The organism is Sinorhizobium sp. GQ132 (genome assembly GCF_059758575.1).
Genome location: NZ_JCAXDX010000029.1, coordinates 1 through 18,587, shown reverse-complemented (window position 1 = coordinate 18,587; position 18,587 = coordinate 1). Strand labels below are relative to the sequence as shown.

Annotated in this window: 15 protein-coding genes and 2 pseudogenes; 13 read left to right on the top strand and 4 right to left on the bottom strand. The window is 58.4% G+C overall.

Annotation, left to right across the window (positions count from 1 at the left end):
- Both AC6CIG_RS29265 and AC6CIG_RS29260 read left to right on the top strand, forming a co-directional pair.
- The coding region (locus AC6CIG_RS29265) for a YbaB/EbfC family nucleoid-associated protein (RefSeq protein ID WP_498324330.1) at positions 1-289 on the top strand (289 nt) is incomplete at its 5' end.
- Between the two features lie 361 nt (positions 290-650).
- A pseudogene (locus AC6CIG_RS29260) lies at positions 651-865 on the top strand (PIN domain-containing protein); the annotation flags it as partial.
- 199 nt (positions 866-1,064) lie between these two features.
- Here AC6CIG_RS29260 and AC6CIG_RS29255 read toward each other — a convergent pair.
- Both AC6CIG_RS29255 and AC6CIG_RS29250 read right to left on the bottom strand, forming a co-directional pair.
- Positions 1,065-1,919, bottom strand: coding sequence for a hypothetical protein (locus AC6CIG_RS29255; RefSeq protein ID WP_498324329.1), 855 nt, complete (start codon positions 1,917-1,919; stop codon positions 1,065-1,067).
- Positions 1,920-1,929: 10 nt separating this feature from the next.
- On the bottom strand, positions 1,930-3,771 hold the full coding sequence (locus tag AC6CIG_RS29250; protein WP_498324328.1) for a hypothetical protein: 1,842 nt from the start codon (positions 3,769-3,771) through the stop codon (positions 1,930-1,932).
- 511 nt (positions 3,772-4,282) lie between these two features.
- Here AC6CIG_RS29250 and AC6CIG_RS29245 point away from each other — a divergent pair.
- From AC6CIG_RS29245 to AC6CIG_RS29220, 6 genes and pseudogenes are all read left to right on the top strand, one after another.
- Positions 4,283-4,588 (top strand): type II toxin-antitoxin system MqsR family toxin, encoded by a 306-nt coding sequence (locus AC6CIG_RS29245; protein WP_127578160.1) that lies wholly within the window; start codon positions 4,283-4,285, stop codon positions 4,586-4,588.
- Between the two features lie 2 nt (positions 4,589-4,590).
- Positions 4,591-5,022: a type II toxin-antitoxin system MqsA family antitoxin gene (locus AC6CIG_RS29240; protein WP_026168945.1), complete on the top strand. Its 432-nt coding sequence runs from the start codon at positions 4,591-4,593 to the stop codon at positions 5,020-5,022.
- Between the two features lie 501 nt (positions 5,023-5,523).
- Positions 5,524-5,824 (top strand): annotated as a pseudogene (locus AC6CIG_RS29235) (VOC family protein).
- A gap of 227 nt (positions 5,825-6,051) precedes the next feature.
- Entirely contained in the window at positions 6,052-6,846 is a 795-nt protein-coding gene (locus AC6CIG_RS29230) for a hypothetical protein (protein WP_498324327.1), read from the top strand.
- A gap of 134 nt (positions 6,847-6,980) precedes the next feature.
- Positions 6,981-7,952, top strand: a complete 972-nt coding sequence (locus AC6CIG_RS29225; protein ID WP_498324326.1) for a tetratricopeptide repeat protein — start codon at positions 6,981-6,983, stop codon at positions 7,950-7,952.
- Between the two features lie 56 nt (positions 7,953-8,008).
- Positions 8,009-8,950: a hypothetical protein gene (locus tag AC6CIG_RS29220; RefSeq protein ID WP_018098234.1), complete on the top strand. Its 942-nt coding sequence runs from the start codon at positions 8,009-8,011 to the stop codon at positions 8,948-8,950.
- Positions 8,951-9,693: 743 nt separating this feature from the next.
- Here the strand turns inward: AC6CIG_RS29220 and AC6CIG_RS29215 are convergent.
- Together AC6CIG_RS29215 and AC6CIG_RS29210 are read right to left on the bottom strand one after the other, a co-directional pair.
- Complete coding sequence (locus AC6CIG_RS29215) at positions 9,694-9,993, bottom strand: hypothetical protein (RefSeq protein WP_498324325.1); 300 nt, start codon at positions 9,991-9,993, stop codon at positions 9,694-9,696.
- A gap of 23 nt (positions 9,994-10,016) precedes the next feature.
- Entirely contained in the window at positions 10,017-10,673 is a 657-nt protein-coding gene (locus AC6CIG_RS29210) for a TNT domain-containing protein (protein WP_498324331.1), read from the bottom strand.
- A gap of 617 nt (positions 10,674-11,290) precedes the next feature.
- Here AC6CIG_RS29210 and AC6CIG_RS29205 point away from each other — a divergent pair.
- The 5 genes from AC6CIG_RS29205 (at position 11,291) to AC6CIG_RS29185 (ending at position 18,327) form a co-directional block, all read left to right on the top strand.
- Complete coding sequence (locus tag AC6CIG_RS29205; RefSeq protein WP_498324324.1) at positions 11,291-12,112, top strand: tetratricopeptide repeat protein; 822 nt, start codon at positions 11,291-11,293, stop codon at positions 12,110-12,112.
- A 12-nt stretch (positions 12,113-12,124) separates the two neighbouring features.
- Positions 12,125-13,450, top strand: coding sequence for a hypothetical protein (locus tag AC6CIG_RS29200; protein WP_498324323.1), 1,326 nt, complete (start codon positions 12,125-12,127; stop codon positions 13,448-13,450).
- Positions 13,357-16,965, top strand: coding sequence for a peptidoglycan-binding protein (locus AC6CIG_RS29195; protein ID WP_498324322.1), 3,609 nt, complete (start codon positions 13,357-13,359; stop codon positions 16,963-16,965). Before AC6CIG_RS29200 ends, AC6CIG_RS29195 begins: the two co-directional genes overlap by 94 nt.
- Positions 16,966-17,060: 95 nt before the next feature.
- Positions 17,061-17,951 carry a hypothetical protein gene (locus tag AC6CIG_RS29190; RefSeq protein ID WP_498324321.1) on the top strand — a complete coding sequence of 297 codons (891 nt, stop codon included), beginning with the start codon at positions 17,061-17,063 and terminating at the stop codon, positions 17,949-17,951.
- Between the two features lie 97 nt (positions 17,952-18,048).
- On the top strand, positions 18,049-18,327 hold the full coding sequence (locus tag AC6CIG_RS29185) for a hypothetical protein (RefSeq protein WP_498324320.1): 279 nt from the start codon (positions 18,049-18,051) through the stop codon (positions 18,325-18,327).
- The last annotated feature ends 260 nt before the right edge of the window (positions 18,328-18,587 follow it).

The following is an 18,587-nucleotide window of genomic DNA, read 5'->3' as shown; positions in this document are numbered from 1 at the left end:
CCACCCCGAAACACTGTTGGAATTTGCAAGCGGCCCAGCCGAGACGGTTGTAGCCGAAGCGCGTAATCTGGTACGTATCCGCATGGACCATCGTTTCACCGTACAGTCCGTGGAATTGCTCGGTGACGCCGTTGATGAAAAGCTGCGGTCCGACCTGGAAGGAGCGATTGGCGACGCCTTTAGGGAGGCCATGCAGCAAGTGTTGGAGCAGAGCATTCATAAACTACGAGCCATCGCCGAAAGTCAGAATACCGACGGGCAACAAGCGAGTCGAAGATCACCGATATGAGCGATCGCCGCCCTGCGAGCCGACTGCATCCGTCGGCTTGATGGAAGCAAACTGAGACCCCTATTCGACGGGGGCGCTATTGAGCAGATTTGGACCGGAGACCCGTGGGCGCGCACAGATTTGAGAACGTGATTTCAAGCGTTTCCGCCGGTGAACCACCTTAAGAAGGCGGACCGGAGCATCGGCGAGGTCATTTCCCAGCTCGCGAGACAGCATCTGCGCCGGCCGCGCAGCAGCGGCGGGCGCAATGGCATTCCTGTCCTTTCAGCTCGGCCGGATGCGTGACGCTCGAAATCGTGAACGCCCTGGGTGCCGAACTGCCGTGACATTCCTGCTCGATGTCAATGTGCTGATTGCCTAAATCGATAGGGGCTATGTCGCCTATGACGGTGCGCACAAATGGTTCGCGGCGATGGGTCACGCCGCGTGGGCTAGCTGCCCCATTACCGAAAATGCGTCATCCATATTGTCGGCAACTCCAAATATCCCAACTCTCCCGGTTCACCGTCACTCGCGATGGAGACCGTTCGCAAATTGCGGTCGCGCCCCTGTCACTGTTTTTGGCCGAACAATGTGTTCAGCAGCAGCCTTCACAAGGGGCAATTCTGCCTTGCACCTGATCACCACAAAAAGCATCATGAGTCCCCGTCGATACACCATGCGATCTTTTGAGCACAGAACGAGAACGTCTCCCGGGAGGCCGCGTTCCCAACGCCTTCAAACGCCCCTCCTCTCAACCCGCTGCACCGCGCTGAGGAACGCAAGAAGGAAACGCCTAACCCCGTAGCACAACGCCGAAGCTTCCGAGCACCCCCTCTCCGTCGTCGAGCGTCTGGATTAGCTCAACCGCGGTGAATTGACCTCGCCCGGGGTCACCCAGCAACCGCAGTCCGACGTGGATGTTGCGATGTTCGCCCGCTTGTAGATCAACGCGGATCGTCCTTACCCCCGCCTCCAGCTGCAGATCCTCATTTTCACCGATTGCCAGCAGCCCCTCGAAAAAGACAGGCTCCGCATGCAACTCTTCCCCCAGCCGCCTCAGAGACTCCTCGCCGGAAGGCCGGGCAATTAGCAGAAAGGTTGCATCGTTCTTGAAGGGATTGCCCGCGTTGAACACCAGCTTCACGGGTACGCCGGGTTGCGCCTGCATTGCAGCAAGATTCCGCTGGGCCCAATGGCGGTCGTTGACCGGATCCGCGATGTTCCCGGCGCGATCAAACTGATGGGAGACTCGTGCCAGGAGGCAGATATGGGGAGGGGCTGAAACCGGAATTTCCTTGCTCATCGTCGGCGATGTGGCCTTGCCGCCGCGTCCGGACACAGGAACCATCTGGAAGCCGATCAGGCGGTCGGGGGAAAGTACGAATCCCGTCGCCGGATCGGCCCACCAGACGGTCACCTGCGCCTGCTGCAGCGTATTCGCGCCGCCGTGGTTGTGGACCTCCACGGTGACGTCTAGTCTTTCACCGGGTTGGTATGCCGATGCCTTGATGCCCCCGCAGAGATAGGAGACGATGTTCCCGAGAAGAGGGCGAATGTTGCCGTTGTCCCCGGAAACTCCGGGCCCGGGCGAGTCCCAGTAGGGGATGACGAAGTGGGGTCTCGAGTCGTTGGGAAATTCCTCTGGCATGACGATTCCCTCAGGTTTCATCGTAGGTCAGGACGCGAACGTTGATCGGCTGTTCGGTGATCGACCCGTCGGCTGTCCAACACGGATGCAACCAGCCCCGGTCGGCGTCGAGGTCAAGGTTCGAGGAATCGACATCGTCGTTCGCCATCTGGAGCCACAGGCTTTCGCAGATGTCGGCGGCGGATCTGAATTCAACGTGAGGCACCCTGGCTAGGACGGCGCCTGGAGTGGAGCCTGTTGGGTATCCGAAGGCGAAGACGGCTGGCTGCTCGACGGCGGACGTCGGATATTCGTCGAAGCGGCCTCCGGTATCATCCAGGCGCGGCCAGTCTCCTGGTTCCGCCTGTGGGACGGACAGATACTGGCTGTACCGCCAGCGCTCCAGCAACCCGTCGGGATACACGAGGCCGTAGACAGCCAAAAAGTCCTGGGCCTTGTTGAAGCCCTCCCACATCAGCGACTGCAGATTGTGCATGTCTCCGACAAATCGGAGGATCTGCTCTGCCTGCGCGATGTTCGCAAGATCGCTCGACGTGAGTGCGCTAAAGCCGCTGGAACTGACCTCCACCGCACCCTGCGCCCCGTCGGGGAACGCTTCCTCCCAGTTCTGGGTGATATCGTCCCAGAGAGCACACCTGTCACCGTCTTGCCACCGGATAACGCAGGCGATCCACCCTCCGAGCAGGAAAATGAGCGACCACCACACCGCCTCCCAGAACGCTCCGCATTTCGCCTCGGTTGTCGGTGGCGGTTCGGAATGGTCCGGCCCGTCGTCCCGTCCCACGTTTTTCGGCAGCACCGCCCCGGGGTTGCTGCCGCCGTTTCCGACGGGGCTTCCGGATTCGACAAGTCCGGTGCCCTCAGGCATTGAGGGAACGTAGGGGTTCGCCGGATCACCGAACAACTTGGTCAGGAAAGGTTCCCGTGGTGCAGGCGGGGCTTCGGGAATCCGGAAACTTGCCAAGAGCTCCAGGTGAGCCAGGAGGCGGGTGTAGCCTAGCTGCAGGTCTGGCAGGGCCGGCGTCGCACCGAGATCGTATGCCTTTTCGAGCGATATTTGGATCTGCTGCTCGACCGCATCAGGAAGTCCCGTCGGGAACGCCTGCTTCAGCCTCTGAGCGAGCTGCTCGAGGGTGGGCGCAAATGGATCGTTCTCCCCGACCCAGCTTCCAATCGTGTTGCTCGCAACGCGTGTTCGATAGCGGTGACTGCGCCGTGGACCACCCACGACTTGGCCGAGATAGGCTGCCCCAGCGGCGTTCGCCCCGTAACTGGACAGCACCCCGAAGGCAAACGCGCTGGTTTCCGTGTCGGCCGCCTGCCTTCGCATCTCCCTGGTGAAGACATCTGTTCGTCGAGCGAGAAGCACGTCGCCCCAGGACCAGTTCGACAGGGTTTTGTCGAGCTGCCGTGGATGGGGGCGCAGATGGTGCAGCTTTGCAATTTCCGTCTTCAGGGACTTCAGTTGCAGATCATATTCGGTAAGCTGCTGGGCAAATCCCTGCAGCGCAGTCGTGGCATTATTCAGGCCCTGTAACGCCGGGAGATTGCTCGGATCCTGAAGCCCGTTTTCGAGATGCAGCCTGAATTCGCCTATGCCGGCATAGATCTCTCGCCCCGCCTGCCACAATGCGGATACTTTGCCGAGCAGCTCAAGCTCCTGTCCGTCTGACGAAGCGTGCCAAATGAGAAGGTCGATCATCGACCCGAGCAGCGCATGTTCCGGGGATTGATCTGCGTCACTGACATGCTGGTCCCGTAAGGAAGAGACCGTGGGATCTGGTATGTTGGAGAGCGCCAGTTGCTCTCGGAAGGCTTCCAGAGCGGCAACGTGAATGCGATAGTCCACCATGAGAGCACCTCAGAAAAAGGGACGCTTCGCTGCACTGAATTGCACTGGTATGGAGATGCTGAGTCAGGCAAAAATGCAGCCTGACTGCAACCGAGGTTGCTTATAGGATTGAAGTTAAACCTGAACTCGAAGTCTTTCAAGCCAAGACAGCAGGACCTACACCCGGCAAATGTGTCGTGGTGGGCGGGGGGCGCTAGCGATCGGTCGCGCGGGAGGGCTGCCTTTGGCGCGCGAAGCAGAGGTATCTCCCACCGACGATGGTGACCGCCGGCACTTCCACCGCTTTCCGGAAGTCGGCTCTGCGTCCCTCGCCTTGAAAGGAACCGTACCCAATACCCGCTCACATCGAAAACGAACGCGTGATAGGTTCTTCGCAAATCACGATTTCTCGTGCAAACGATAAGACTTGGGCTTTTGGCGTGATGAGAACTACCTTCGCGGCGAGCCGTGGCATTTCCATAAGCCTCACACGACCTCTTGAAGAGCCACCATTAAGGTGGCATATAGGGCCATGGAGAAATTGCGCCCGACCTACGATCTCGAGGCAATCAAGGCAACGCTCGGATCGGTCGAGACGCTAGCGATGACCTCAACCGCGCTACGAGATGCCACAGCATTGGGATTCGACCGGGCGGGTGTTGTGGAAACAATCGCCGGGATCGAGCGGCGGATGTTTTATAAGTCGATGACGACTTTTGCGGATCATCGCGTTTGGCAGGACGTTTATCATGTGCCAGCGCGCGGAATGGTTCTCTACGTGAAGTTCCAGGCGGACGTCATCACCGAATTCGTGGTCATGTCTTTCAAGGAGAAATGAGTATGGCAGTATTGACAAGGGATCTGCCCGACACGATGGTCTCCCCCGAGACCGGCGAGACGCTACGCCGGGGGGTGCGCCCCTTCGTGGTTACCTATAAGGGGAAGAGTAAAACCATCGAACTTTCGGGATACTATCCGGAAAACGGTGACGAAGGCATTCATGTGGGTAACGACATGGCCGCTAGCGACGCGGCCCTGAGGGCGTTGAAGGAGGAGGTCGAAGGCATTCCCTCGCCTGCCACCATAAAAAGAGTACGCAAGAAACTGAAACTGTCTCAGCGTGAGGCTGGCGGCCTGCTCAAGGTTGGGGAAAATGCCTTCGACAAGTACGAGCGGGGGTTGGTCGAGCCAAGCGGCCCGACCAGCCAATTGCTGCGTCTACTCGATCACCATCCCGAGTTGATCGAGGAACTCCGTCAAGGTGCAGCCTAGTCGCTCATGATGCCGGCGTGCAGAGACGCGGTTCCCGGTGATACATTACGATTTTAGAAGCACGTAACGGGAACGTTTTGGCTGTTCGATGAGACCGCTTTGCGCTGATAAGCAACTTCGCCAATGGGGACGACATTTCGAGGGCTTCGGGTCGAGATCCGGCTCCTGAGAGCCCATGAATTAAGCCTGACGATATGCGCCGAGCTCACTTCCCCCCATAGCCAGATTCAAGAACGCGAACGGTACCGCAGTATTATGCCCTTGTAGCCTCCAATAGTGGGCGCCAACACCAATGCGTCGCCGAATGGAACCGACCCTCCCGCGGAGCGTTCCCACTTGTCCGAGTACAATCAAGAACCCACCGCGCGAAGCGATGGAGACGACTGGGGTACGCTACTTCAGGAGGATCAGATGGATATCACCACGCTTTTAGTTATCGTCCTCATTATTCTTCTGTTAGGTGGCGGCTGGTACGGCCGAGGACGCTGGTACTAGCAATCCCTGAAGCGCTCGGCCCTCGAACCGCTCGGCGTAGCAGTTTGTCTCGGAGAGCCGCCGACGTACGGCAAGGCCTTATTGTGCCTGTACCAAGCCGAGGAGAAACCGGCGCATCTCCACTTGGCGTTCAGGGCCGGAATCGCCAGCAAGCCCAAGCTCTCTGTTCGCGCAGCTCTGGAGGGGGGTGGCAGAGACAACGGTGCTCCCGGTCTGCGCGCCCACTACCACGCGAGCTACCATGCAGTTTCGTCATTGGTTCGGACGGCACAATCTCGAAGCGGTTTGCCACGAACCTGGGGCCTAGCCTTCCGTCGCGGGGATGTCGGCGAGCAGGCCAACTTGCGCCCTGGCCCTGTCGTGCGTCAAAGACCATGCCGTGTCCGCCACTGCGACCACTAGTACAATTTGATTATTCGCATACACCGTATGACGTATATTTTGTCGATAACGAATAGATTTGCTTCAACGTGGTGCTAGATATATTTTCACAAACCTATTATGCTATCACGCATTATGAGTTGGGGGTGGACGATGAGCGATCCCTTTGACCCTTACAATCCCTTGACCGGTCTCGGACAAACCAGCTGGGGCAGTCTCATACGCAGTCAGAACGAATTGTCCGAGCGGATGCGTGAGAGCAACCGCCAGTCAGCGGAACTCGTCGAAAAAATGCAAAGACGAAACGGCACGGCGGTCGCGACGTATACGCCGTCGCGGCTGCTTACGGCGGAAGAAAAGGCCGAACTCAGACGGCGGCAATCGAACGTAGCAATTATCAACAAGCGCGCCCCTTTGCTGCAACGCCTTTCAGGTAAGGTCGTCTCTTACCTTGACGTCAACGGCGGCCTCGTTGTGAACTCAACCGGGGATCTCGCTGCCGGTGACGTGGTGCCCCGACGCCAACATCTGCGCAGGCTGCAGAAAGCATACGGCGAACTTTGGGAAAAGCTGCTCGAGGAGAATCTTGCAAAAAAAGATATCGATGAAACCGCGGCTGATCTTTGGCGCGACGCGACCGAGCGCCTCGCTCTTCTGAAGCGAGGTTACTTCATGTCTCCGATCGACAGCAAAGGCTCTCAGAGTTGCGTCGCCCTCTATGGAATTAAGAAGACGCTTTTCGGCAAAAAGACTGTGAAGAACAAGTTCTGGAAGGTCGGCATCAGAGACTACGACCGGCGCCTGAGACTCTTCATTGATCGCGTCTTCAGCGGCCAGAGCAGGTTTTCAAGGTTTCAATACCGTGACGCCGCTTTGGCGTCCTCAGCAACTCAGAACGCATTTCTCTTTTTCCTACGGGCGCCGTCGAGACTCGGTAAAGACGGTTAAGGCGGGATTCCGGCTGGAGGGTAGATGTCATGCCTTCGCTTCGGCGATCCGGACTCCTCGGACTCGTCCTGTTGGCGAGTCTTCCACGCACTAACCTTTGCGCTGGGGAACCAGTCCCTACCCTGGATCGGTCATTGGACATACTTGTTCAGCAGGCCGACTCGGGAGATGCTGAGGCTCAGTTCCTGCTTGCGCTTTACCTCCAACACTCGAAGCCGATGCTCGAAGGCGGCGAGGTCGATTATGCCAAGGCGATCGACCTTTATAACCGGGCCATCGCGCAGGGGCATGCGGGGGCGAGTTTCGCCCTCGGTAGGCTGTACGACAAGGGACTGGGCGTGAAGGAGGATCTTCAGAAAGCCATCGAACTCTATTCCGTCGCCGCAAAAGCAGGCCATGCTGAAGCAATGGGTTGGCTGGCCGCGTCATATTTCGCGATAAGAGACGACACTTTTGCGTTCATTTGGGCCAACAAGGCAGCCGAGGCGGGTGACGCCGGCGGTACCAATGTCCTCGGCGTTCTTCATCACAAGGGATATGGGACAGAAAAGGACTATACAAAAGCAATGGAGTTGTTCCATCGCGCCGCTGAGGCGGGCGAATGCCATGCGCTGATGAATGTGGGTGGCCTTTACTACAACGGCGACGGGGTTCCGCAAGATGGCCTTGAGGCCGAGCGCTGGTTCCAGAAAGCCAAGAACTGCCAATCGGAGGATGCGGCTTTCATTTCCGAATACACGGACAAATTCCTGGGCAGGATTCGCGACGGCCAAATGCCGGAACCCCTCCGTGAAGCACGCCCGGGTAGCACGGAAGGGCTTATAGGAGCCGCGGTCATCGCAGCAATTGCCGCCGCGGCAGCAGCGGCCGCCACCGGCGATGGACCTTCCGGTGTGTCCGGCCAGGATCCTCCCGACGGGGAATGGAGGGCGGAATTCTGGTGTTACACCGACTTCAGCGATCCTGATCCTGTGAACAAGCCAACCTACTGCAAGAATCGTTCCGGAGGCGTCTGGGATCGGAGCGGCCTGTTTGATCCGTGCGCAGGGGTCGACGGCTGGTGCGACGGCTTTGGACTGGGCCCCAAGCTCGGATTCAACCAGTGAGTTTCTGGACAGTCCGGAGATGGACACCTTAGCGGCAGGAACATTGGAGGCGGACAATGATGCGGAGCACCTGCTTTCTAGCCGCGGCGGCTTTGAGTGCGATCGCTCTATTATCTCCGGCACGTTCGCAGGGTTTTCTATCCACGGACGATGACGAACGTCTGGGTCCATTCTGGGGGGCATGGTTTGGACACCAAGCGGTTGGCGGAGCAAGCGCCCACATCCGCCGGGTCGTTCTCGTTGTCAACAACGCTTCGACCTTTGAAATAGAAGGCGCCTGCAGCGGCGATCTGATCCCACTCGGTGCTGTCGGATCAGGCTTCATATTCAAGTATGAGCCGAAATCGGGCAAGTGCCTAGCCGGCAAAGCACGGATATCGTTCACAGAAAATCCCCGAGACAGGTACCGACGGAAGTTCGTGAAGTTCGAACTTGAAAATGCTGATGGGATGCACCCGCTGCTCTTGGTGAAGCCGCAGCCATTGAGCACGCCAATCCGTTATCTCACCGTGGATTACTTCAACCATTTCACATATGCGGACGACGCCGCTAAATCTGCCACGGGAGATCAGCCGGAAAGCGCGAAGCGGACCATAGCCAACCTCGCGGACAAGGGATGGAAATGCCTGTCGAGCCTCAGCAAGGAATTCAAACGCTCAGAACGGGTGAACTTCCAATTTGGAACGGAAGAGAAACCCTCTCGCAATTCCCGGGCGTATGTCATTGGCTGTACAGGCCAATGTGAAGAGATTTCATATACCTTCGAATCCAAGGTGAACAATTACGTGACGCATTTCGGGGCCAATTATCCGGTCCCTGTTCTGCTATTTGATACCGGGCCACTAACTGGCCACGAAGACTTCCTGAACCTGCGTCGGTTTGGTCCCGTCGATATGGATCAGCGGACTGAGCCGGCGGAAGAAACCAAGGTGTGGGTGGCCGAACTGTCAAATAGTCCTGGAGACACCGGACCCGGATGCGGCGACGAGCTTCGGTAAGGTTCCACACAGATTGATTGACCGAAAGCGACAGCGCGAACAGGCCGTGCACGGGACCAACTTGGCCGAGCGAGGAACTATGGGGTACCAGATTACCGCTGAAACAAGGCGTACGTTAACCCGATGTTTGACGCTGGTCACTTGGTCCATAACATGCTGCATTGGAACACCAAGGGATGCCGCGCAAGCTGGCACGCCAGTGGTTGAAGGTCGATCAGCAACAATCGATATGCCACAATCTGGCGAAGCAGGGGGCGTCATCTTCCAGGAGTTGGACAACGAATGCTTCATCATTGAGAAGAGGCCCGACGATTCAGGGTTCAGCATTCCGCGCCGATACGTCTGTCCCATTGTTCGCCCGCTGGAGCCGAGCAGCGGAGGATCGGAGAAGCGACCACGAATACAACGCGGATGAGGGACCGCGTTCTTCGGCGCGTCTTCGCGATCAATCGAATTTTTGAGTTCGATTCCGGCGCAAGAGACGAAGGTGTGGGTTGCCTAAGTCTCGAATGGTTCCGGGGACGTGGCTGGACTTCGACGAGTCAGCCAGGATCGTTCCGGCGCGGAGCGCAAGATTTCGGCAGTCCTGATCCGGTCAACAAGCCCAACCTACTGTATGGGGCCGGAGCGGTCCAGTTCCATCAGCCTCCCGGTGCACAAGCGGCGTGAAGAGCTTTCCTAAAGCAAGCGGAACAAGTCAAGTTTGCGTCGCCGAGCATTCAAATGGCTTTAGCAAAACCAGATCAGAGCGCGAGGAGGTACTTCAGTAGTGGCAGGTCGAGGCCACGGTTTCCCAGCACCTGGATTGTCATTTCCGACAGCGATACTGCAGTATTCGAATTTTTTTCTTGTAGTAGTCCACAGCTACCTGTATCACATGCAGAACATGTTCGTAAGCTTCTGCTTTTTCCTCGAATGTGCGAGGCGCAATCTTCCTCGACAACAATCTTGTCTTCGTAAGAACTATTGTCTTCAAGAGCAACTGCTGCGCCCGGTTCAATGCTGTTTCGATGAAGCCAGGCAAACATACCATTCTTATCCACGGCTTATCACCAGAACGTTCATGTCACTCTATTCTTTCAATGTATCCTTCTTTTTCCAACTTCGAAATGGAAACCCTAAACATATATTGAGCGGCCCCACCGCGTTGTCCGAACCACGGCGCCGCTGGTCCCATCCAAGCCTTAATTGGCTTCACAACGCGATACCTTGTAAGCGGATAAGTATCCATCTCGCGAGGCAGAGCGCGCCTCGCGAATGGAGTCCCCTGGGGGGCACCATATTTTCCCCACGGGCTGCCATACCGATCAAAGGTCTGTCCCACTTGCAAGGTTACTAAGCTCGGCTTGCCGTAAAATCCGTTGTTTGGCGGATAGTTGGAGACTTGGCCCCGCCGCCACAAGGAGTATGCATACAGTTTGCCGACTGCTCGGGCGCCAGCCGGATCTCCCCGTAAAAGGGCCTTGGGGCCTAAGTTATATGTGCTGCCACCGCGGCCGTCGCTGCGAGCGACGAGGGCAGTACGCTTAGTGACAGCAAGGGCGGTCGCCAATTGGCGGCCGGTTCCCCTGGCGCTTTGATTGAATGCGCTTCGAACACCTGCTCCCGACCTCTTTCCTGCATCGCGGATGTTGTCATTTGCGGCGGTGTTTGCACCCCTTTGAGAGCGCCCCGGTGTGAATGCTCTGTCTGCAGTTCGCGCATACTGCCTCACGCCACGCATCAACTGCGGGCGTCCAATCGCCAGCCTCGTCACCCGCTCGGCAGACCTGATCAGCCCGACGCGCGGGGTGCGAACAATATTTACGGTGGTTCTATTCCCTCTGCCGATCAAGCCAGTCGGAGAAATCCGTGCGGCCAATCCTGTCAGCCCGCGGCGCGGCGAAAACTGCGCCGCAGCGCGACCAACGGCAGCGCCAGACGATCGCACCCCGGGCGGCGCGAACTTCAAGCCCGGTCGGCCGCCTACAGGCGGGCGGATTACGGAAGGTATTGTGACCTGTGGAGTTGGCGGACGAACAATCGGCGGGCGGACGACTGGAGGACGGGAAATGAAGACTGCTGGCGCCGGCATGCGCATACCGAAACCGCCGCGGAACTGAGCAAGGATCAGGTGCTCCGTTTGCGCAGTTTCAGTCCGAACGGGCGTCGAACGCCCGCGAAGCGCGCCAGCAGCGTCAGACGCACCCAATATCATTCCTGAAAGTACTATCCCTACTACAATTCGGTTAAATGCGCGCATAGACGTAATCCATTAGAAGTATAGCTGTTAGCATCTTCAATAATTTTACATTTGATGTTAATCTCCAACGCCCGAATTGTCATCAATCGACGACGCTAATGACGTTACGACCAACCCTCCTCTTTTGTCTTGCTATGGCGCTGCCATCCGCGGCTTCGTCGCAGGAGGCTTCGATTATCGAGCTGGTCGAAGAATGCGACATCCTCGCGGCCCATCCTGACGACCCGCAGCGCATGGCGGACGGGATCGCCGACGACGCCATCGTGCCCCGCCTTGCCGTGCTTGCCTGCGAAGAGGCGATCGAGCGTGACCCAGATGATCCGCGGTTCACGTTTCAACTCGGCCGCGCCCTGCTCGCCGCAAACGACGAGAAAAAGGCGGTGGAGTCATTCAAGAAGGCGGCAGACGCCGGCTATGCGGCAGCCTGGGCATATCTGGGCGACGCCTATCAATTCGGTCTGGGCACCGACGTCGAAGGTCATAAGTCCCTTTCCGCGTACAAGAAGGCTCTGGATGGCGGCTTCAAGCAGGCCGAGGATCAGATCAAGCAGTTGCAGTTCGATGCGTCGATGTACGCTCGGCCCTTTGCGAAACTGTTCTACGACGGAAATTACGCGGAAATACGCACGCTGTCCGACGGTTCCAGCGGGTCGCTCAATCGGAACTACGTCTTCAACTTCATTCAGTCATTGCTGCAGGAGTGCGAGCCCTTCGTGCAGCCGGACAATGTTGCGAGCCTGTACAGCTACCGCTACCCACCAAACTGGAAAGCTGAGCAGGACGACAACGTGATTGTTGCGATCCAAACCTCGGTCGCTGAATACGACGCGTCTACCTTTCTCCGCCGACACGTCTGCGGCGGACTGATCGCCAAGCATGTTTTCAAGAGCATCAATCTCTTCCTGGGGGAGAATCCATAGGGAGGCACTGCCATGACGGAGTTGAGATGGGGTTGTTCCGTGGCGGTGGCGGCTGCAACTCTTGCCTGCGCGGCGCTGACGGCGCCGGAAGTGCGGGCGGAAAAGACGCTGGGCCACTTTCAGGAGATCACCGTCGCAGTGGCTGATGATTTTGCCTGCGGCGAACGCGTCAAGATCCGGCTGGCCGCGCCCGCCCCCGCATCCTACGCCGACCGGAAACGCATGGAGCAACTCGTCGCCACGCTGCAGGCGATGCTTCGCTTCGAGTGCGAAAGCTTCAAGGACGTCATGTTTGAGGGCTTCGTCGCCGATCAGGCTGTCTATCGCGCCGTTACATCCGAAAAGGGGGGATGGGCGCTGTTGACGATGAAGGAGCCGGCGGCTCCAGCACAGCCAACAGGTCCGGCTGCTTCCACCACGCCGCAGGAAGTGCAGTCGAAGGACACGGCGAAAAGCTTCCTTCCTGAGCTGGGATCCGCGCCGAAACCGCAGCCACGTCGGCCAGCGCAAGCCACTCCGGTAGCCCCCTCTGCCGGAAGCGACCCCTGGACGAAAATGCAGAAGACCACCACTGCCGGGGCGTTCGCAATAGACAATTATAATTTCCCCGTGCTGATGTCGCGGCTGTATTTTGGCGAGTTTGACAAAATACCCGATGACGAGAAAACGAGGAGCGTGGTCGTTTCTGTGATGTCAGCGCTGAATCGCAATTGCGGCGAGCGGCCAACGCAGGTCGGTCTCGCAGCCATGCGTTACGGCTCGCGCATGATGCGCGAGATGGATCGCGATCCTACGAAAGTCCTCGAGCACACGTTGGGACCGCTGGCCAAGATGATTCAGGGGTTTGAGTCTGGGGGCGGGATTCTCTCCGGGTTTGAGGCCATGGCGAGCAGCAGTGGCTCGATGATCGTCACCGAGGCTGTCGAGGACGGCGAAAATCTTGTGCGAACACAGGGCTGCGGCACGGCCAATTACAAGCAGTTCGCGCGCAATATGGACGATCTAATTCTTGGTCGGAGCCGCCAGGAGCCAGCGCCTGACGATGAGGTGCTTTTCAGCACTTTGATGCACCCGTCGCTGAGGCAGCGGCTCGCGTTGCCTGATCCGGATGCGGTGCTGCGCGAGCGGCAAATGCAGGCATACATGACCGCGGCCAATGATAGCTGCACTAAAAAGTACACCAATCGGGTTTTCTGCAATTGCGTGGTCTCCGAACTGAAGAAGATGGAATTCGCGGACGGCGAATGGGAGCAGATTGGCGCCGATTTCTCTGCTTTGGCGAAGTTAGGAAGGACGCATCAGGAACTGAGGGCAACGGTCCGGTCCTGCAACAAGTAAGAGCGGCGGTGCGGACAAGCCGCGTAATGGGTCTAGGCATCAGGCTGATGATGAGGGGAGCCGAGAAAATGTCACAACGCTCGGTCGAGGCGGCAACTGATATCCTGAGGTGCCAGTGGCGTTCGGGGGGTGTCAGGCGAACTGTCCGGCATGGATGGCGGGGGTTCCGTATCATCGGGGTAGCCGCTCTTCTTGGAAGCTGGGTGCCCACTCCTGCAGTTGCTCTGGACGAGAGAGACATCCTCCGTTTAGGTGTCGAAATCCTGCAGCAGGTTCCACAGGACCGCTCGTTCCTGCCTCCCCCTCAGCGCAGACAAGCCACACCCCCGCCAGTGGCCCGGCAAACACCGTCATTGAGCCGGGCAGATATTTCTCAGGCACAGCTATTGCTCAACCAGCTTGGCTATCCAACAGGGACCCCCGATGGCAGGATCGGCCCGAAGACCCGGGAGGCAATCAAGTCATTCCAGCACGATTTCAACCTCCCCACGACCGGTCGCCCCGACCCTAGCTTGCTATCCGTGCTACGCGTGGCGGCGGAGGCGACAGCCAAGACAGAAACGGCAGCCCCGGCCCCGCTGAATGCCGAGCGCTCTGGGAAATTCGCCAGCCTGGAAGGCTTCGATCTGCCCCAAGGCGACTATCGATCGGGGATAGAAGATCCTGGTCTTACAGGAATCTCCGTGCGCGAATGTGAGGTGCAATGCGCATCGGACGATCGATGCAGGGCGTTCACCTATAACAGTGGGCGCCGCGTGTGCATGCTAAAGAATACCGTGCCGCAGCCGGCGCCATTTACGGGGGCGATCTCCGGCATCAAGCTGGCGACCGGACCGGCCCCCGCCCCACCCCGCGCCAAAGAGGAACATGACGCGGCCGCGTATTCGAATGCAAAGGTTGAGGACCTGACGGCGTGGCTGCGCGCACATTATCCCGCAGCGCTTCAGGTCACCGCGAGCAGCACCACCTATGGCGCCAACAACAGCTTGGTCGTCGATGGCAGCACGGAAGGCGACTACCATGTGTGGAACCACACGCGGAACGGTCCTGACGAATGGCTCCAGGTGGACCTCGGGGGGGAATACAGGCTTAGTCGAGTCGAAATCTTCAACCGTAACAACAAGAAATTTGCACCACGCCTGAACGGCGCCGTCGCGGAATTGCGGAACGCGACCGGAAATGTCGTGGCCGAATTCGAGCCGATCAGCAGCGCGCACGAGGGAAGCAAACATAGCTTCGACACGGAACAGGCCGCGCGCTATGTGCGCATCAGGCACAGCAACCAGTATCTACATGTGACTGAAGTCAAGGTGTATGGCTTCCAGGCCGCTACTGCAAACGGACCTGCCGCTTCGGCCTTCCCTGATCCCGAAGGCGCAGCTTCGCAGCAGGAAGCACAAGCCGCGAGTCCCACCGGCGGCGGTCCTTCGGTGCGGACAACCGCAGAAACCTATGCCCCTTGGGAACCCATCGAGGTTGTCTTCGAAGGGGCACCAGGCAATCACCTGGACTGGGTAACCATCGTGCAAAAGACCAGCGATGGTCAGTACAAGCCGCCCGACACGGCGCGCAGAATGGCCTTCAGACCGCCCGACGGGGAGGTGAAGCCATGGGGGCCGTTGGACGGTCGGACTGCCGGCAGCCAAATCCTCGACGGGCTCGGGGAAGGCGAATACGAGGTGCAACTCTATGCGAGGCCGGCAAATCGGGACATCGGGGAGATCATCGCGCGTCACGCATTTTCCGTGGTCGGCGATGCCGCCCGCGAAGCGGCAGGATTGCTGCGCGAGCACAAGCGACCATCGTTGGAGACAGGACAGAAGATACCGGCCCCCGACCCCGGGCTCGCCGGCCTTTGGCTCGCCTACAATACCTGCGAAATGTCGCGGGGAACCACGCGGACGATGACCTATCACGCCCTCCTGGAGATTTCCGGTACCGACGATGTCAGCGCCGAACTGATCCTTCTTTGGAGCGAAGGTATTGCCATACGAATGACCGGGACTTTCCAACAAGGGGCGGGGCAGCTTAGCCTGGAACCCTCGGAGTGGATCATTCACCCGAACCGCGCAATCGAGCCTCCTCGTCTCTCTCTTGCCCTCGACAAATCGGAACTGCGGCTGACCGGTGAGCTGTTGGATGCCGAAGGCTGCTCCACCTTCGAGGCTTATAAGTTCAAGCGGGACAGTCGTCCTGTCGATGCCCGCGTGCCGATCGCAGCCTACGACAAGTATAAGCAGGCGGCCGTGAACGAGGCCAATTGTATCCGGCTTGCGAAATGGGTGATCGACGGGGGTATCGTTGAGATGAACAAAGAGGAAGTGCCCCTGCAGGTGTTGGATGGAGAGGCGTTCTATCACTTCGCGGGCAAGACATACGACGACTGGACGTATGACGATGCCGTTTCGTATGGCCAGTTTTGGCAGAGTTGCATGGGCTTCCTGCCGACCAGCAAAAACGTGATGGCTTTGTCCCTGCGCGACAAGGCATTGCGCGCCCGCTCATCCGTTGAGAACTTCCTTCGATTCGGCCGTCTTACGGATCGGGCTGGCGGAGGCCATGTCCGCAGCAGCGTCTTTGAATATTCCGCGAAATACGCGCTAATCATTTCGATGCGGATAGCCCGCCAATACGCCGATCGCGCCCTGGCTGAGGCGAAGTCACTGACGGGGAGTGCGGAAAATCATAAGCACATTTCGAGGCTAATGACCCATATTGATGGACAGTTCGGGCCATTTGCCGGGCTCCCGCCCGAGCAGGCCAAGCGATATGTCGCTGCGTTGCAGGAGCAGCAACGGCGGTTGGTGGCGGAGCAGGCCAAGGCGGCGCTCGTGGAAGCCGAGGCAGAGATTCGGCGGCTCCGGGACCTGGCGCCTGCTTCTGAACAACTTTCCGGACTTACAGCATTGTATCAGGGACAATCAGGATTTCATGCGCGCCTTGACCCGGCCGATCGTCTCGCGCTCAGGTCACGAGTGATGAATGAGCAGCGCACCGCCGCGGAAAAGTCGGTTGGGGCTAAACTGGCGGCGCTTGCTGCATTACCGGCTGACGAAGGGACACTCGCTAAGATCGACGCGGTAGAGGATGAGCTTCAACCCACATTCTCATTGCTCATCGCGCGCCTGGCAGAAGAGTACCGCGCGACGATCGAGAAAAAGCGGCAAGCAACATTTGCGGCGCTAGTGCGAAAACGGATCGAGATTCTTTCCACCTACACAGCTGACGAGGCCGGCCTTGAAGCAAGCGCTCACTGGCCGGCCGAGTTCACGAAGGCGTTTTCCGGTTTCCAGGATTCGCGCGAATATAAGGATGCGATGCGGCAATTCAACCGTTCCAGAAACCAGCTCCTTCTGAAGGCGTTGCCTGAATTCGAAAAAGCGCTCGAAACGGCCGTCGAACAGCGCGGCGCGACTGCGATCGACGAGGTGCAGGCCAGCTTTCTCGCCTGGGAGGGTGATGACAGGCTGCCCGCATTCCTGGAGTACCAATTTGCCGCAGACAGCCACAGGTGACAGCAGGGACACGGCGGCAACGGCAGCAGGACCAACAAGTGGCCGTGATCTGCGAAACGCGTTAAGGCGGGAGTGTGGCGGAAGGAGAATGAGCAATGGCTCCACGGATCGGGAGAGTTGCGAGTCGATGGACGACAGCAAACCTGGGAGCGGTTCTTCTCACCGCAGCGCTCGCAATGCCGCTGGTGCCGTCCTCGTCGCTGGCGCAGCTCGACGAACTCTGTAGGCAGGATGCAGAGCGCTATGATCTGCTGCTCTCCTTCAGGCGCAAAATACGTCCGGACCGGGTGGTGGAGGTCTATGCCGAGCACTTCCTTGCCAAGGGCGCTGATCCCGAGACGCAGGCAGTCTGGTTCCGGATGCTGGCGACAGGTGCGCCCCGAGATGAAGCAATCGAGGCCCACATTGTCCGTGAGCACGCGACGCGCACGGAAGGTGAGCGAGCAGAACTCAGGGAGACTATCGATGCGCAGATCCGGGACATGGAAGTGATCACCGAACTCGTCCGTGCCTTCGAGACCGCAGTCGTCTGGCCTGACTTCACCGCACAGGTTGCGGAGCAGAGTTGGCGAGCCCATCGGGGGTGGGACGCCACCCATCCGGTCGAGCACTATGTGGACATGATCTACACCAAAGCCGAAGAATACCAAGATGCGGGCCTGACTGTTGAGGACGCTGCCGTGCGCGCCGGAGTGGATGCCCGTAACTCTTGGGACCGCGATCGGGGCGTGCCGGCGACCTTGATGCGCAATCTGGAAGGCGGCTGTTATAAGAGCGAACTGTTGCGTTACGAGATGTGGCTGCGTCATGCTGCGGTCCGCGAGGAGCTTGGCCCGCTGACCCCCGACGAAGCGAACGATCTGAAGCAGATGGGCCGCAGCCAGGAAAACATTTCGCGGCTAACTTACTACACTCATATGAAGTTCGGTCCTCGGGACTACTCGCTGGATCGCTTTAAAGTCTGGGAGAAGGCCGCGGAGCAGTAGCGCACGTGATCGTTAGGTTTCAGCAAGAGCAAAGTTCACACCGCGCTGCTCGAAGTCTCTCCAGGGGGAACGCTGCTGAATGGGAGGCAGCAAGCTAATGAACGACGAACAGTTGAAAATTCTCGACGATGAATATGACTCAAAATACTACGTTCTCGGCAATACCGTGCCTGTCAGGGTGATATTTACGAAACGCGACGGCCTGAAAGCAGGCGCCATTGCTCCCGACATTCATTCAGGTGAATTGACATGGCGGCACGAACTGCTATCGCGCCTGGAGCAAAGCTATGAAGTGGAAGCCATCGACGGCGAAGAATTTTACCGTCTTTGCCGAGCGTTTCAAAAACCGGCAGTACCGCCCCGGCGCAACGATTGAGCGCAAACCGCAGACGGTCATAAAGAAGTTGTCGAGCGCCGCCAGTTCTTGTCAATCCGCCGCCTTGCAAGCTCGAATTCTGAGGCGTTCAGAGATCGGGGCAACAGTTCCCCTCGATACATTATGCGATCTTCTGTAACGGGCTGGTACATTCTATTTCCAAGTGCGACATGCCAATGATTTCAATGGGTTCCCCTTGGAGATTTTGGAATGTCCCGACGCTATTCGCAGCTGAATCTGACTGATCGACGCGCCTCTTC

Coding starts and splice junctions, on each gene's coding strand:
- AC6CIG_RS29255 (WP_498324329.1), bottom strand. CDS start 1,919: ATGCCAGAGGAATTTCCCAACGACTCGAGACCCCACTTCGTCATCCCC.
- AC6CIG_RS29250 (WP_498324328.1), bottom strand. CDS start 3,771: ATGGTGGACTATCGCATTCACGTTGCCGCTCTGGAAGCCTTCCGAGAG.
- AC6CIG_RS29245 (WP_127578160.1), top strand. CDS start 4,283: ATGGAGAAATTGCGCCCGACCTACGATCTCGAGGCAATCAAGGCAACG.
- AC6CIG_RS29240 (WP_026168945.1), top strand. CDS start 4,591: ATGGCAGTATTGACAAGGGATCTGCCCGACACGATGGTCTCCCCCGAG.
- AC6CIG_RS29230 (WP_498324327.1), top strand. CDS start 6,052: ATGAGCGATCCCTTTGACCCTTACAATCCCTTGACCGGTCTCGGACAA.
- AC6CIG_RS29220 (WP_018098234.1), top strand. CDS start 8,009: ATGATGCGGAGCACCTGCTTTCTAGCCGCGGCGGCTTTGAGTGCGATC.
- AC6CIG_RS29210 (WP_498324331.1), bottom strand. CDS start 10,673: ATGCGTGGCGTGAGGCAGTATGCGCGAACTGCAGACAGAGCATTCACA.
- AC6CIG_RS29205 (WP_498324324.1), top strand. CDS start 11,291: ATGACGTTACGACCAACCCTCCTCTTTTGTCTTGCTATGGCGCTGCCA.
- AC6CIG_RS29200 (WP_498324323.1), top strand. CDS start 12,125: ATGACGGAGTTGAGATGGGGTTGTTCCGTGGCGGTGGCGGCTGCAACT.
- AC6CIG_RS29195 (WP_498324322.1), top strand. CDS start 13,357: ATGGGAGCAGATTGGCGCCGATTTCTCTGCTTTGGCGAAGTTAGGAAG.
- AC6CIG_RS29190 (WP_498324321.1), top strand. CDS start 17,061: ATGGCTCCACGGATCGGGAGAGTTGCGAGTCGATGGACGACAGCAAAC.
- AC6CIG_RS29185 (WP_498324320.1), top strand. CDS start 18,049: ATGAACGACGAACAGTTGAAAATTCTCGACGATGAATATGACTCAAAA.